This window comes from Catenulispora pinistramenti (assembly GCF_018274385.1).
Lineage (GTDB): Bacteria > Actinomycetota > Actinomycetes > Streptomycetales > Catenulisporaceae > Catenulispora > Catenulispora pinistramenti.
In genome coordinates, this window is the sequence record NZ_JAAFYZ010000021.1 from 62,071 (window position 1) to 77,139 (window position 15,069).

At 71.6% G+C, this 15,069-nt stretch carries 12 protein-coding genes and 1 pseudogene; 7 read left to right on the forward strand and 6 right to left on the reverse strand.

The features are described 5' to 3' along the window. On the forward strand, positions 1-819 hold the full coding sequence (gene thiD, locus KGQ19_RS09120; protein ID WP_230418382.1) for a bifunctional hydroxymethylpyrimidine kinase/phosphomethylpyrimidine kinase: 819 nt from the start codon (positions 1-3) through the stop codon (positions 817-819). Positions 820-973: 154 nt separating this feature from the next. Here the strand turns inward: thiD and egtD are convergent, their stop codons facing one another. From egtD to rpmB, 5 genes are all read right to left on the reverse strand, one after another. Then, on the reverse strand, positions 974-1,945 hold the full coding sequence (gene egtD / locus KGQ19_RS09125; protein WP_212008632.1) for an L-histidine N(alpha)-methyltransferase: 972 nt from the start codon (positions 1,943-1,945) through the stop codon (positions 974-976). Then, a complete protein-coding gene (egtC, locus tag KGQ19_RS09130; protein WP_212008633.1) occupies positions 1,942-2,679 on the reverse strand; it encodes an ergothioneine biosynthesis protein EgtC in 738 nt (245 codons plus the stop codon). Before egtC ends, egtD begins: the two co-directional genes overlap by 4 nt. Then, the gene (gene egtB, locus KGQ19_RS09135; RefSeq protein WP_212008634.1) at positions 2,679-4,019 is read right to left on the reverse strand and encodes an ergothioneine biosynthesis protein EgtB; all 1,341 of its coding nucleotides are present in this window, start codon (positions 4,017-4,019) and stop codon (positions 2,679-2,681) included. Before egtB ends, egtC begins: the two co-directional genes overlap by 1 nt. Then, positions 4,016-5,107, reverse strand: a complete 1,092-nt coding sequence (locus KGQ19_RS09140; protein WP_212008635.1) for a glutamate-cysteine ligase family protein — start codon at positions 5,105-5,107, stop codon at positions 4,016-4,018. The genes egtB and KGQ19_RS09140 overlap by 4 nt, the downstream gene beginning before the upstream one ends. Before the next feature lie 179 nt (positions 5,108-5,286). Further along, positions 5,287-5,472 (reverse strand): 50S ribosomal protein L28, encoded by a 186-nt coding sequence (rpmB, locus tag KGQ19_RS09145; protein ID WP_194895932.1) that lies wholly within the window; start codon positions 5,470-5,472, stop codon positions 5,287-5,289. Positions 5,473-5,724: 252 nt separating this feature from the next. On the opposite strand from rpmB, the gene KGQ19_RS09150 reads away from it, so the two are divergent. From KGQ19_RS09150 to KGQ19_RS09170, 5 genes are all read left to right on the forward strand, one after another. Next, the gene (locus KGQ19_RS09150) at positions 5,725-7,596 is read left to right on the forward strand and encodes a DAK2 domain-containing protein (protein WP_212008636.1); all 1,872 of its coding nucleotides are present in this window, start codon (positions 5,725-5,727) and stop codon (positions 7,594-7,596) included. Positions 7,597-7,615: 19 nt separating this feature from the next. After that, positions 7,616-9,844: an ATP-dependent DNA helicase RecG gene (recG, locus tag KGQ19_RS09155; RefSeq protein WP_212008637.1), complete on the forward strand. Its 2,229-nt coding sequence runs from the start codon at positions 7,616-7,618 to the stop codon at positions 9,842-9,844. Positions 9,845-10,004: 160 nt separating this feature from the next. After that, the gene (rsmD, locus tag KGQ19_RS09160) at positions 10,005-10,613 is read left to right on the forward strand and encodes a 16S rRNA (guanine(966)-N(2))-methyltransferase RsmD (protein ID WP_212008638.1); all 609 of its coding nucleotides are present in this window, start codon (positions 10,005-10,007) and stop codon (positions 10,611-10,613) included. A 17-nt stretch (positions 10,614-10,630) separates the two neighbouring features. Continuing rightward, a complete protein-coding gene (gene coaD, locus KGQ19_RS09165) occupies positions 10,631-11,128 on the forward strand; it encodes a pantetheine-phosphate adenylyltransferase (protein ID WP_368862076.1) in 498 nt (165 codons plus the stop codon). A 95-nt stretch (positions 11,129-11,223) separates the two neighbouring features. Continuing rightward, the gene (locus tag KGQ19_RS09170; protein WP_212008640.1) at positions 11,224-12,501 is read left to right on the forward strand and encodes a hypothetical protein; all 1,278 of its coding nucleotides are present in this window, start codon (positions 11,224-11,226) and stop codon (positions 12,499-12,501) included. A 133-nt stretch (positions 12,502-12,634) separates the two neighbouring features. Here KGQ19_RS09170 and KGQ19_RS09175 read toward each other — a convergent pair whose 3' ends face one another. After that, the gene (locus tag KGQ19_RS09175; RefSeq protein ID WP_212008641.1) at positions 12,635-14,650 is read right to left on the reverse strand and encodes a DUF8189 domain-containing protein; all 2,016 of its coding nucleotides are present in this window, start codon (positions 14,648-14,650) and stop codon (positions 12,635-12,637) included. 221 nt (positions 14,651-14,871) lie between these two features. Here KGQ19_RS09175 and KGQ19_RS53395 point away from each other — a divergent pair. Next, positions 14,872-15,069 (forward strand): annotated as a pseudogene (locus KGQ19_RS53395) (hypothetical protein); the annotation flags it as partial.

The following is a 15,069-nucleotide window of genomic DNA, read 5'->3' on the forward strand; positions in this document are numbered from 1 at the left end:
ATGTCCGCAGCCACCGCCCCGCCCCGCGTCCTCACCATCGCCGGAAGCGACTCCGGGGGCGGCGCGGGCATCCAGGCCGACCTGAAGACGATGCTGGCGCACGGTGTGCACGGCATGTCCGTGCTGACCGCCGTCACCGCGCAGAACTCGGTCGGGGTGCAGGATTTCTGGGCGCTGCCGATCGAGGCGGTGGAGCGCCAGTTCCGCTCGGTCGTGGACGACATCGGCGTGGACGCGATCAAGACCGGCATGCTCGCCTCGCCCGAGCTGACCTCGACGGTGGCCCGGCTGATCGGCACCCTCGACCCGGCGCTCCCGGTGCCGGTGGTGGTCGACCCGGTCAGCGTCTCGAAGCACGGCGACGCGCTGCTGGCCCCCGAGGCGCTCGACGCGCTGCGCACCGAACTGCTGCCGCGCGCCACCGTGGTCACGCCGAACCTGGACGAGGTGCGCCTGATCACCGGCCTGGAGGTCGAGGCCGAGGGCCAGATGGTCCAGGCCGCGCGGGCGCTCGCCGACTTCGGGCCGCGCTGGGTGCTGGTGAAGGGCGGGCATCTGAGCGACAGCCCGGAATCGGTGGACCTGCTGGTCGGCCCGGACGGCGCCGAGCACTGGTTCCGCGCGCCCCGCCACGACAACCGCCACACCCACGGCACCGGCTGCACGCTCGCCAGCGCCATCGCCTCCCGGCTGGCGATCGGGGATGACGTCCCGACAGCGGTGGCTGCCGCCAAGGAGTACGTCACCGGCGGTATCGCGGCCGGCTTCCCGCTGGGCGCGGGCATCGGTCCGGTGGACCACGGCTGGCGCTGGCGGTAGCGGTAGCGGTAAGCGTTTCGCGCCTTTCGTCTCCCGGCGCAATCGCAACGCAAGCGCGGCGGTCTAGCTTGGAGCCGTCCGGAGGGACGGGAACTGCCTACTCATCCCTCCGGACGACCTCAGATGACTTCAGACGGTCTCGAACGGCCCGATCTCAGACCGCCTCAGCCAACGAAAGCCCGAACCTCCCCAGCTCGTCAGTCCACCACCGCCGCACCGCGAACCCCGCGGCCCCGAGCTCCCGGGCCACGCCCTCCCGGCGGAACTTCGCCGAGATCTCGGTCCGCAGCTCCTCGCCGCGCTCGAACGACACCCCCAGATCGAGCTCCTTCAGCCGGACCGACACATCCCTGCGGGCCCGCAGGCGCATCTCGATCCACTCCGTCTCCGGGTCCCACACCGCGACGTGGTCGAAGTCGTCCGGGTCGAAGTCGGCGTCGAGTTCGCGGTCGACGACGGCCAGCACGTTCTTGTTGAACAGCGCCGTCACGCCCGCCGCGTCGTCGTACGCCGCGACCAGGGTCTCCGGGTCCTTCACCAGATCGGTGCCGAGCAGCAGCCACTCGCCCGGCCGCAGTCCGGCGCGGACCCGGGACAGGAACACCGAGCGTTCCTCGGGCAGCAGGTTGCCGATCGTGCCGCCGAGGAACGCGACCAGGCGCGGGCCCGCCGACTCCGGGATCGCCAGCCGCTCCTCGAAGTCGGTGACGACCCCGTGGATCGTCAGCTCCGGATAGCGCTGTTGGAGTTGCTCGCCGGAGGCCAGCAGCGCCGCCTCGCTGACGTCGATCGGGTCGTAGCGGCGCAGGGTGCCGACGTCCCGGAGGGCGTCCAGGAGCAGCGTCGTCTTGGCCGACGAGCCCGCCCCGAGCTCCGCCAGCGTCTCGGCGTGCGTCACCGTCGCTATCTCCGGTGCGCGGGCGGTGAGGATCTCCCGCTCGGCGCGCGTCGGGTAGTACTCCGGCAGCCGGGTGATCTCCTCGAAGAGCTCGCTGCCGCGCGCGTCGTAGAACCACTTGGGCGGCAGCCACTTCGGTTCCGCTGTCAGGCCTTTGAGGACGTCGTCCCGCAGTGCCGCCGCGAAGAAGTCCGCCGGCAGGTGCCGCTCGATCTCTATGCCGCTCATCGTCCCTCCACAGGTTCCGGTCGGCCTTCTGTACGCCAGGTATGGACCCCCTCAGCGACGTCGGCCCAGCCGGGCGCGTCGTCGTACGGCTCCGAGCCGACGGCTACGAAGCCGTCGCCGATCAGGGCACTGAGGGTGTCGCCGAAGACCGAGGCGACGATCGTCGTGTCATTCATCAGCAGCAGGTTCAGCCGGGCGTCGGCGACCGCCGCGACGTCGGCGATCACCGAGGCGACCGCCTCGGCCATCACGGCGCCCTCGCGGACCCGGGCTTGAATCAGGGCCCAGAGGAATGCCGAATCCGTCCGGGACTCCAGCGCCAGCAAGTCGGCCGCCGGCACGGACTCGGCGAGCTTCGCCACCGAGCCCGGATAGCCGCCGATCGATCCGTTGTGGCTGAACAGCCAACCGGAGCCGGAGTACGGTGCCGCCGCCTCGGCGCCGGTGGCCGAGCCGGTCGTGGCGTCGCGCACCGCGGCCAGCACCGCGCCGCTGCGCGTCACCCGCGCGATATCAGGGAACGAAGGATCCGCCCAGATCGGACCGGCCTGCCGGTACCGCGCCGGCACCGGGTCCGGCTCGGCGAACCAGCCGACGCCGAAGCCGTCGGCGTTCACCACTCCGTGTCTCTGCCGCCGGGGTTCCCAGCTCTGCCGGTACAGGGAGTGCGGCGGGTCGATCAGCAACTCCCGCAAGGATTTCCGCGGCCCGAGGTAGGCCAGATGTCGGCACATCAGAGCACCCCGTCCCGTGCGGTCCGGAACCCGGAGAAGATCTGCCGCCGGATCGGGTAGTCCCAGTTCCGGAACGTGCCCCGGCAGGCCACCGGGTCGACGGCGAACGATCCGCCGCGCAGCACCTTGTAGTCCGGGCCGAAGAAGACCTCCGAGTACTCCCGGTACGGCCACGCGACGAAGCCGGGATAGGGCAGGAAGTCCGAGGACACCCACTCCCACACGTCGCCGATCAGCTGCCGCGCTCCGGAGGGTGCCTCACCCTCCGGATAGGAACCGGCCGCCGCGGGCTGGAGGTGCGCCTGGCCGAGATTCGCGTGCTGGGGCAGGGGATCGTCGTCACCCCACGGATACCGCCGCGACCGGCCGCTGATCGGGTCGTACCGAGCCGCCTTCTCCCACTCGGCCTCGGTCGGCAGCCTTCGGCCCTGCCAAGCGGCGTAGGCCTCGGCTTCGTAGTAACTGACGTGGACGACCGGCTCCGCGGTCGGCACCGGCTCGACCACGCCGAAGCGCCGGCGCAGCCACTGCTCTGCCTCGCGGGTCCAATAAAGGGGTGCGATCAGACCGGCGCTCTGCCGGTGTTCCCACCCGGCTTGGGACCACCAGCGCGGGTCGTCGTAGCCGCCGTCGGCGATGAACTCCAGGTACTCGCCGTTGGTGACCGGAGTCGTGTCGAGCCAGAACCCTGCGACGTCCACTTCGTGGGCCGGCCGTTCGTTGTCCAGGGCCCAGGCCTCGGCCGAGGTGCCCATGGTGAACGGGCCGCCGGGGACGAAGACCTCCGCCGGCAGCGCGAGCACGTCGGCCGGCGGCGCGGGCGGGGCCGGCCGGTGCAGGACCGGCTCGCCGACTCGCAGTTGGTGGGTGATCAGCATCGTCTCGTCGTGCTGCTGCTCGTGCTGGGCGATCATGCCGAAGGCGAAGCCGCCCTGGCTGAGCTCCTCATCTCCCCAGCGGGGCTGCTCCAGCAGGTCCATCACCCGGCCGCGGACTTCGTGGACGTAGCGCCGGGCTTCGTCCGGGGGGAGCAGCGGCAGGGTCGGGCGCTCGGCCCGCGGATGCTCGAACGCGTCGTACAGCGGATCGATCTCCGGATGCATGGGTTCGCGGCCGCCGAGGTTGCGCAGCAGCCACAGCTCCTCCTGGTTGCCGATGTGCGCCAGGTCCCAGACCAGGGGCGACATCAGCGGGGAGTGCTGGCGGATCAGATCGGGGTCGTCGACCGGGCCGGTCAGGCCCTGGGTGCGGGTCCGGGCGCGCTCCAGGCTGCGGGCGATCCGCTCGGTCAGGCCGGCGGAGCCGGCTGTTGAACTCGTGTCGTCTATGGGCACTGTCATGGGAGGTCCTCCTCGGCGTAGCGCGCGACCTCGGCTATGAGCGACGGCGACGCCTCCATCCGCGCCAGGGCGGACAGGGCGGCGTCGAAGCAGGCCGCGGCGGCTTTCCGGATCGGGGTGAGTTCGAGGGCGGCCCGGGTGTCTTCGGCGGCCCGGGCGTCGTGGAACAGGGCTGTGACGAGTGCTGTCGGTACTCGCCACAGATCGCCGGGCAGCGCGTCGAGCACCCGCAGCTCCAGGTGCCCGCGCGGCCGGACCGGCGGGAAGAGGGTGGTCAGGTGGTAGGCGAGGTCGTCCAGGGTCGGGGCGCGGAGCTCGGAGGGCTCCAGCGCGCCAGTCTTGATCCACTCGCGGAAGGTGAGCCCCGGCGGTGCGGTCCAGGGGGCGCCGTCGGACCGCTGGACGCACAACAGGTTCGCGTCCAGCGCGTACTGCGCGTACGCCAGGCGCGGATCGGGGGAGTCCAGAGGTGGGGCGACGGTGCGCCCGGGGTCCAGCGCGGCCCACACCGCCGGCCGGTCGCTCCGGCAGAAGGCGAAGGTGAGGATCGGGGACAGGTCGTACGCCAGCCGCCAGCGGCGGCGGAAACCCTCCGGGCCGTCGTGCTCGGTGCCGGCGTCCACGTTCACCTGGATCGAGGCCGTGGAGCACATCATGACGCGGCCGGAGTCGTTGTCGCGATCGAAGTACCGCTCCATCGCGACGTACCGGGGATGGTCGACGACGCGACTCGGGGGGTGGCCGTGCTCGCGGCCTGTGCCGACGAGCTCTAAGCCTGCCTCCGCAGCCGATCGCCGTAGGAGTTCCAGATCCCGGTCCGTGGTGGCGATCAGCTCGCGGACCGAGTCGGCGGGGGAGGAACTGAGTTCCCACTGGCCGCCGGGTTCCATCGTGAGGGAGCCGGACAAGGGCGCGTCGGACGCGTCCGCGAAGGCTCGCATAAGGCGTTCCCGCTCCGGCAGGTGCTCCGGATGGCGGGCGTCTCGGGGGAACCATTCCAGTTCCACACCGACCCGGTTCGGCGGGCCGGTTTTGAAGCAGATGCCCGAGATGTAGTCCAGGGCACCTTCCACCGTGAGATGGGTCATGCACTCCATCGTGACATGCGGCACTGACACAAGTCGCGGGTCGACAGGCTTACCGTTTGCCGAACACGAGGAACCGCAGGCCAGCCCGGGTGGGGCTGACCTGCGGTTCGATAAGTCCTAGAGCGTGCGGTTTTTTACTACCGCTTTGCCTTTTGACAAGCTCAGCACTCAGCACACGCTTAGCGCGCGACCTTACCCGCCTTGATGCAGGAGGTGCAGGCGTTGACGCGCTTGGGGGTCCCGTTCACGACCGCGCGAACGGTCTGGATGTTCGGGTTCCAGCGCCGCTTGGTGCGACGGTGCGAGTGCGAGATGCTGTGGCCGAAGCCCGGCCCCTTGCCGCACACTTCGCAGTTGGCAGCCACTTCGATTCACCTCTACCGAGTCGTTGACGCTGCCGGTGGGTTGAAATGTTCCTGCGGCTGCGTGCGTTGCGTAATCCCCGCCGTCGTCGGCGGGCAGGTACTGATAGCCAGGGGGCACTGCCCGTCCTGGCAACCTGGTCAGAGTACCCGACGCGCAGGCTGCGACGCCAATCCGGTGTGGATACCCCGTCCGTACAGCGCCGGGCGGTGCGTGCACCGGTTGCCACAGGCCGCAGCGGTACCCTGGCCGCCATGCCCCCCAGCGTCTCCGGATCCGCCGCGAGCGCGGCCGTGCCGCCGCGCCCGGACGCGTCCCCCGTCGACGCCGGGGCGCTGCGGCGCTGGGCCGGTGCCGCGCTGACCGTCCTGGGCCGGCACCGCGAGGAGATCGACGCGCTCAACGTCTTCCCCATCGCCGACTCCGACACCGGCACCAACATGTACCTCACCTTCGAGGCCGCCTGCCGGGCCCTGGACGACCGGCTGGCCGCTCCGGGCCCCGCGCCCTCGGTCCCGGAGGCCCTGCACGCGCTCGCGCACGGCGCGCTGCTCGGCGCGCGCGGGAACTCCGGGGTGATCCTCAGCCAGTTGCTGCGCGGCGCCGCGGCGGCCCGGTACACCGGTTCGGTGGTCGACGGCGGCGCGCTGGCCGCGGGCCTCGCGGCCGGGGCCGAGTCGGCCTTCGAGGCGGTGGCGCGGCCGGCGGCGGGGACGATCTTGTCGGTGGCCGAGGCCGCCGCGCAGGCGGCTTCCGCGGCGGTGCTGGCGATCGGGGAGCTGACCGGGCAGCGGGCCGGGGCTCATTCCGGGCCGCGGGGTCTTTCGGGCCCGGCCGGCGCCGATACCGCCACCGCACTGCCGGCCGCGTCCGTGACCGGCGGCGCCGGGCCCGGTACCGCCGCTCCGGCGCCGCTCACCGCGAACCACTCCCTGGCCTACGTCGCCCAGGCCGCGGCGGCCGGGGCCCGCGAGGCCCTGGCCCGCACCCCCGACCAGCTCGCGGTCCTGCGTGACGCCGGGGTGGTCGACGCCGGCGGCCTGGGCCTGGTCGTCCTGCTCGACACCCTGGCCGCCTACACCGGCGGCCTGGACCCGCGCGGCGCCCTCCGGCAGCGCCGGCTGGCCTCGGCGCGCAGCGTCGAGCCGGCGCCCACCTCCGCCCGGGCCGAGCCCGAGTTCGAGGTCATCTACCTGCTGGAGGCCACCGAGGCCGCGGTCGCCGAGCTGCGGCGCGGGCTCGACGAGTTCTGCGAGCGCGGCGGCGGGGACAGCCTGGTGGTGGTCGGCGGCGACGGTCTGTGGCGGGTCCACGTGCACGTCGACGACGCCGGCGTCCCGCTGGAGGCCGGGATCGCCGCCGGCCGGCCGCGGGACATCCAGATCACCCACTTGGCCTCACAGACCGCCGCACCGCACCCGGAGCCGCCCACGGTCTCCGCCACCGCGAACCTGCGGCCGACCCGCGCGATCGTGGCCGTGGCGTACGGCGAGGGCATCGCCGGGCTGCTGGAGGCGGCCGGGGCGCACGTCCTGCGCACCGAGCCCGGCCGGCCGCCGGGCGCCGCCGACTTCGAGCGGGCCGTGGCCGCCACCCGCGCGGCCGAGGTGGTGCTGCTGCCGAACGACGCCGAGACCACCGCGGTCGCCGCCGCCGTGGCCGAGCGCCTGTCCGCCGGGCAGCCGGCGATGCGGGTCGCGGCGGTCCCGGCCAAGGTGACCGTGCAGGGGATAGCGGCGCTGGCCGTGCACGAGCCCGCCCGGCGCTTCGACGCCGACGTGGTGGCCATGACCGCGGCCGCCGGGGCCACCCGCTACGGCGCCATCGAGGTGGCGGCCACCGAGGCCTGGACGATGGCCGGGGTGTGCCGGCCCGGGCAGGTGCTCGGGCACGTCGAGAACGACGTCGCGCTGATCGAGGACGGCCAGGCGGCCGCCGCCGAGGCCGTCCTGGAGCGCATGTTGTCGGCGGGCGGTGAGATGGTGACCTTGGTGGTCGGTGACAGTACGGAGCCGGGCCTGCCCGAGGCGGTCACCGAGCGGATGCGGACACGGCACCCGGTCGTGGACGTGGTGGTGTACGAGGGCGGGCAGACCGGCTACCCGCTCCTGATCGGCGTCGAGTGATCCCGGGAGGTCCCGGCCCATGGGCATCCGTTTGGACGAGCCCCTGCACAAGGCGGTAGGGGACCGCACCGCCAAGGTGCTGCATACCAAACTCCACCTGGAGACGATCGGCGATCTGCTGCGCCACTATCCGCGCAAGTACGTCAAACGCGGCCAGCTGACCGAGCTCTCCGAGCTGGAACCGGGCACCGAGGCCACGATCGTCGCGCAGATCACCAAGGTCAGCCGGCGCCCGATGGCGGCCCGGCGCGGCCAGATGCTGACCGTCGAGGTGCGGGACGCCGCCGACGTGCCGGTGGAGGTCACGTTCTTCAACCCGCGCGCGGCCAACGCGCTCAAGCCCGGCATGCTCGGCATGTTCGCCGGCAAGGTCGGCGAGTACCACGGCCGGATCCAGCTGACCAACCCCGAGTTCGAGAAGCTGGACGCGGAGTCCGAGGACACCGACGTGGACAGCTGGGCCGGCGAACTGCTGCCGATCTACCCCACCACCAGCGGCCTGTCGCCACGGATGATCGCGCGTTGCGTCGGGATGGTCCTGGACCAGCTCGACGCCGATCTGGCGGACGACCCGCTGCCCCGGCCGGTCCGGGCCCGGCAGGGCCTGGTCCCGCTGACCGAGGCGTTCCGCCGGATCCACCGCCCCGACGACTGGCCCCAGATCGCGGTCGCCCGCAAGCGCCTGAAGTGGGACGAGGCGCTGCCGATGCAGGTCGTGCTGGCGCAGCGGCGCGAGGCGCTCAAAGCGCTGCCGGCCGTGCCGCGCCGGCGGGTCCCAGCCGGCCTGCTCGACACCTTCGACGCCGCGCTGCCGTTCACCCTCACCGCCGGGCAGCGCCAGGTCGGCGAGGAGATCGAGCAGGACCTGGCCTCCGAGCACCCGATGCACCGGCTGTTGCAGGGCGACGTGGGCTCGGGCAAGACGATGGTCGCGCTGCGGGCCATGCTGGCCGTGGTGGACGCCGGCGGCCAGGCGGTGATGCTGGCCCCGACCGAGGTGCTGGCGCAGCAGCACCACCGGTCGATCGTGCAGATGCTGGGGGCCTCGGCGGACGTGCCGGCGGACCTGTTCTCGCCGGATCCCGACGCCGGTCTGGATCCGGCCCGCAAGCAGGTGAAGGTCGCGCTGCTCACCGGATCGCAGAACGCGAAGGACCGCCGGACCAACCTGCTGGACGCGGCCTCCGGCGCGGCCGGGATCGTGATCGGCACGCACGCGGTGATCCAGGACCACGTCCAGTTCGCGGACCTCGGCCTGGTGGTGATCGACGAGCAGCACCGGTTCGGCGTCGAGCAGCGCGACGCCCTGCGGGCCAAGGGCGAGACCCCGCCGCACGTGCTGGTCATGACCGCGACGCCGATCCCGCGCACGGTGGCCATGACGGTGTTCGGCGACCTGGAGACCTCGATCCTGTCCGAACTGCCCGCCGGCCGTTCGCCGATCGCCACCCACGTGGTGGCCGCGCACGAGCACCCGTCGCACTTCACGCGGGTGTGGGAGCGGATCCGCGAGGAGGTCGGCGCGGGGCACCAGGCTTATGTGGTGTGCCCGCGGATCGGCGACGACGTGCCGGGCAACGCCTCCGATGCCTCCGACGACGGCTCGGAACTGGTCTCCGAGCCCGGCCAGCTACGGCCGCCGCTGGCGGTGGTGGAGGTCGCGGCGAAGCTGGCCGAGGGCCCGCTCAAGGGTCTGCGGGTCGGGATGCTGCACGGCCGGATGGCGCCGGACGACAAGGACGCGGTGATGCGCGCGTATGCCGCGCACGAACTGGACGTGCTGGTCGCGACCACGGTGATCGAGGTCGGGGTGAACGTGCCGAACGCGACGGTGATCGTGGTGATGGACGCGGACCGCTTCGGCGTGTCCCAACTGCACCAGCTGCGCGGCCGGGTGGGACGGGGGAAGTGGGCCGGGCTGTGCCTGTTGGTGACCGAGTCGCCGGACGGGGCACCGGCTCGCGAGCGCCTGGCCGCGGTGGCCTCGACGCTGGACGGCTTCGAGCTGTCGAAGATAGACCTCGCGATCCGCAAGGAGGGCGACGTCCTCGGCGCCACGCAGTCCGGCTACCGCAGTTCCCTGCGGCTGTTGAGCGTGATCGACGACGAGGACGTGATCCGCGCCGCGCGGGAGGAGGCCACACCGCTGGTGGAGGCGGACCCGACGCTGCAGGGATATCCGGTGCTCGCCCGGACAATTGCCGTCTTGGTGGACGGCGAACGCGCGGAATACTTGGGCAAGACATGATCGGCTTCGCATCAATGCGCCGCGGTATCGGCGGCGACCCGGCTGCCGCGGCCCGTGCCGCAGCCGGTTGTCGGCTTTCCGCCGAGCCGCGGTCTGACCGTGGTCGGGCCGGTGCCGCGGCAAGCTGTCGGCTTTCCGCCGAGCGTCTGGCCCGGCGCGCATGACCCGCGTCATCGCGGGCCGGGCCCGGGGCCGCCGCCTGGCCGTCCCGCCCGGCGACGGCACCCGGCCGACCGGCGACCGGGCGCGCGAAAGCCTGTTCTCCGCCCTCGAATCCGAATTCGGCGGCTTGTCCGGATTGTCAGTCCTCGACCTCTTCGCCGGCTCCGGCGCCCTCGGTCTGGAAGCCCTGTCACGCGGCGCCGCCCAGGTCCTGCTCGTCGAGGCCGACCGCCGGGTCACCCGGCTCATCGCGCAGAACATCGCGACCGTCGGGCTGCCCGGGGCGCGGGTCGTCGCCGACCGCGCCGAGCGCGCCGCCGCCGGGGACCGTCCGGCCGAGGCGCCTTTCGACCTCGTGCTCCTGGATCCGCCGTACGCGGTACCCGACGCCGAGGTCGTGACCATCCTCACAGCACTGGCCGACGGCGGCTGGCTGGCGCCGGACGCCGTGGCGGTGCTCGAGCGTTCCTCGCGGGACGCGGATTTCCCCTGGCCAGTGGGCTATGAGGGGACACGGACCAAGAGCTACGGGGAGGCCCGCATGAACTTCGCGGTCTGGTACGTTCGCGGCGCGTCAACGACCGGTCCCCTCGACTCGCCGGAGTAACCATGGACGAGCCCCTCATCCGCCGTGTGGTCTGTCCCGGGTCCTTCGACCCGATCACCAACGGCCACCTGGACATCATCGGCCGCGCCTCGCAGCTGTTCGACGAGGTGGTCGTCGCGGTCGGGGTGAACGCCGGGAAGGTCGGGTCGCTGTTCACCATCGAGGAGCGGATCGATCTGGTGGAGCAGGTGACGGCCGACTACGGGAACGTGCGGGCCGAGCCCTTCGAAGGGCTGCTGGTGGACTTCTGCGCCCGGCACGGGATCCGGGCGATCATGAAGGGGCTGCGGGCCGTCAGCGACTACGAGTACGAACTCCAGATGTCCCATATGAACCACCGGTTGTCGGGGATCGAGACGCTGTTCGTGGCCTCCAACCCGTTGTACAGCTACCTGTCCTCTTCGTTGCTCAAGGAGGTCGCCTCGCTCGGTGGCGATGTCTCCGGCCTGGTCCCCGACCTGGTCCTTTCATCCCTTACCGAGCGACTGGCTGAACGTAAGAGGAAGTCCGCGTAGCCTTTGCCGCTAGGGGCCCGCGGTGGACCCCTTGCGAAGACCGACCGTCGCCAAGAAGGGGCGGCCCCCGCGGCCGCTAGAGGAGCGAGTGAGAAGTGGCCACAAGCGACCGCCTGGAGCAGATGGTCGGAGACCTGGTGCAGATCGTCGAGACCGCCAAGGCGGTGCCGATGTCCGCCTCGTGCGTGATCAACCGCGCCGAGGTCCTGGAGATCCTGCATGAGCTCGCCGCCGGGGTGTCCGAGGAACTCGCCGAGTCCCGGCGGCTGGTGGCCGAACGCGAAGAGGTGATAGCCCAGGCCCGGAGGGACGCCGCCGACCACATCGAGGCGGCCCGGCGCGAGCGGGGCAGCATGCTCTCCGGGACCGAGATGGGCCGCGAGGCCGAGCGCATCCGCGGCGCCGCCCTGGAGGACGCGCGCCGGATCCGTGAGGACGCCGACAACTACGTCGACGACAAGCTCGCGAACTTCGAGGTGGTGCTGACCAAGACGCTGCAGGCCGTGGGCCGCGGCCGGGCCAAGATGGTCGGCAAGGACCCGATGTCCGAGCTGGGCGAGCACATCGCCGAGCAGGACGCGGTCGAGGCCGCGACCCGGCCGGAATACGACTTCAGCGAGCGCGACGAGGTGCCCACCGGCTACCAGCGCGACGCGGGCGGCCGGGGCGAGTACAACACCGGCGAGTACCCGAAGTACACCGACGAGGGCTACGAGAACCAGAGAGACGGCTACCAGCAGGAGCCGTCCTACCAGCCGCAAGAGCAGCAGCCCTCCTACCAGGAGGCCCCGGTCTACCAGGCCGACGCCTACGGTCAGCAGCAGGCCGATGCCTTTGGCCAGCAACAGCCGGACGCCTACGGGCAGCAACAGCCCGACGCGTATGGCCAGCCGCAGCCGGACGCTTACGGGCAGCAGCCCGACCCCTACGGCCAGGGCGAGTACAACACCGGTGAGTACGGCCTGCCGGAGCCGGAGCTCTCGCACGAGTTCGCCGCGGCCGACATGAGCGGCGTGTTCCAGCGCCCCGACTTCTCCCAGGACTACCCGCCGCAGGAGTATCAGCAGCCGGAGTACCAGCAGCAGCCGGCGCAGGTCGCGGTCGGCTACGGCTACGACCAGGAGAACGGCTACGCCGCGAACTACAACGACCCGGCGTCGGTCCCGTATCCGGTCCAGCCCTACGGCGCGCAGTACGGCGGTCAGCCGGAGTACCACACCGGCGAGTACCAGCAGTACCCGCAGCACGAGGACCCGTACGCCGCCCAGCAGGCGCAGCCGTCGCACCAGCAGCACCCGGAGGCGTCCGGGTTCTTCGACACCGGGATGATCGACGTGCGGCAGTTCCGGGACGACCCGTACCAGCAGCACTGAGTTAGCAACAGCATTGAGGTAGCAACAGCACTGACGTCGCGCGCGGCGAAAGCCGACGGCCCGCTCCCCGGTATCGGGAAGCGGGCCGCGTCGTCTCGAAAGCAGCCGCGGGAAAGCAGCCGCGGTGAAGCCGTCAGGCCCCGGCCAGCTGCCAGCCGCCGAACGGGCTGTCCGTCCCGGCCGCGGTCTGCCGGTCGATGTGCAGCGCCCCGTCCAGCTCGAACGCCAACACCACCAGTCGGCCGTCGGAATCCAGCGCCATCGCCGGCGCGCCGACGATCACGTTCCCCAGGTCCGGCCAGGTCCCGGAGAACCCCACGTTCGGCCCGGTCTGCGACACCATGCTGACCCCGCCCCCGGAGTTGCGGATCGCGATGCTGATGCGGCCGTCGCCCCCGGTCGCCGCCGCGACGCTCTCCAGCATCGGCGGACTGCCGCCGAGCAGCCCCGGTGTCGTGGTCCAGCTGCCGTTGCTCTGGGTCCACTGCGTCGCGACCGTCGGATTGTCCGGGTCGGCGTAGAAGATCTCCTGCCGGCCGTCGGCGTTGAGGGCGGAGGAGACCTGCGTCTTGCCGATCGCCGCCGGGGTCAGCGGCGAGGAGTCCCCGGCCCACAACCGCGCGGCGTTCTGCTTCCAGTGCAGGATGCCGTTTTCGGACGGGGCGAACAGCTCCCCGGCGCCGGAGCCGTCCAGGCCCACCGACAGGTCGTCCCGGATCTGGAAGCCCCCGAGGTCGGCCCAGGCGCTGGGCCAACTGCTGCCCGGGTTCAGGGTCTTGGCACTGACCCCGGTGCCGAGGTTGCGGACGAAGACGGTCACGTTGCCGTTCTGCTCGGTGAGCGCGGCCGGGTCTCCGACCTCCGTCGGGTTGGAGCTGTTCGGGTTGCCCAGCGACGTCCAGCCTCCCCACACCCCCGGCGCGGTCTGTACGTCCGTCACGACCGCGTAGTCCGACAGTCTTGTGGTAAACACCCGCAGCAGCCCTGTGGGGTCCACTGTGACCGCCAGCGTCGGGGTCAGCCCGGAGCTGCCGGGGATCGGCGTGGGGCCGGTCCAGGAGCCGCCAGGGGCGGTCTCGGTCCATTGCTCGATCTGGCTGTTGAGGATGGCGAAGGCGTTGAGCTTGCCGGTCCCGTCCACCTTGGTCCACACCGAGCCGTTCGGCCATCGCGAGTACTGGCGGCTGTAGAACGGGGGATAGAACGTGTCGTTCGGGTCCGGCGAGGTGTCGTAGAGGCCGTGGTACACCCCGGGGATGTCGCCGCGGTTCGGGCCGAGATAGGCGAGGAAGTCGTTGTTCTTCTGCGTGGCGTCGGCGCTGTCGAGGTCTGATTCCTCGAAGCTCACGTTGTAGTCCCGGTAGGGACGCAGCAGCACGTGGCCGTCGTTGCCCGGGCCGTGGTAGGCGGCCACCGAGTCCAGGGTGAAACCGCCGGCGCCGAGATGGTCGGTGTTGCCGGGGTCGCTGGCGAACCGGTGCGGGTCCATGCCGTAGACGACGGTCGCGTTGTAGTGCGCGTACAGCGCCGTCAGCGAGGCGGTCAGCTGCGCCTTCGTGTAGGTCTGGTTCGCGTACTGGGCCTCACAGTCCGAGCCGCCGTCCGCGGCCAGCGTGCCCATCGTGGACTGGTGCCAGCCGGTGATCTGGCCGCGCTGGTACAGGTCCTGCAATGTGGTCTGGCTGTTCTTACCGCCGATGAAGTTGGCGTCCCCGGCGTCGTGCAGCTTGAAGAAGACCAGTTTCACCTGCGGTGCCTGGACGAGGGTGTCCTCCTCGGCGACCTTGCCGGCGAAGGTGATCGGGGTCCGGGTCCAGGTCGGATTGGCCACGCCGGCGATCTCGGCGGCCCCGGCGCGGGCCCCCATGTCGCGGCTCTCGCCGTACAGGCAGGTGTCGGCGAAGGGCTCGCCCGGCCCGACTTGGGTGGTGGCCGCGCCCGCGGTGAGGAACACCGTCACGAGCGGGAAGCTGTAGACCTTTCGCAGGTCCGGGTTGAAGAACAGGAACGTGTCGTCGGCGTGCGCGACGACCTGGACCACGGTCGGCGGGTCGGGGAAGGTGTCGGCGCGGGCCGGTGCGGGCAGCAGCCCGAGCCCGGCCGTCGCGAGCGCCAGCAGGGCGGCGCGGACTTTGAGGAGAGGGCGCAAGATTTCCTGCCCGGGGTGAGGATGTGACGGCTGGTTGCCGATTAGCGGCTATCCGTACACTTCTGGTGCGCTTCAGGAGGGTGCGACACGCCGTCGGTCCGCCGGAACGTCGCAATGCACTCATATGGCGCACCAGGACTTGGCGGGACCCGGCTTCCGGTAGTCAAGTGGGCGCCGACAGTGCTCGATCATGACGCAGACCATGACCCCTGGGAGCCATCGTGCGCGAGGACGTGAAGCCGGTCCGGACCCGGTCTCTGGCGGCGGCCGCGGGTGCGGCCGCGCTGATCGGCGCGTGTCTGGCGGCGGCTCCGGCGTTCGCGCAGACCTCGCAGACCTTCACCCAGGACGGCACGTTCACGGTGCCCGACGGCGTCACCCAGCTGACCGTCACCGCGATCGGCGGCGGGGGCGGGGGC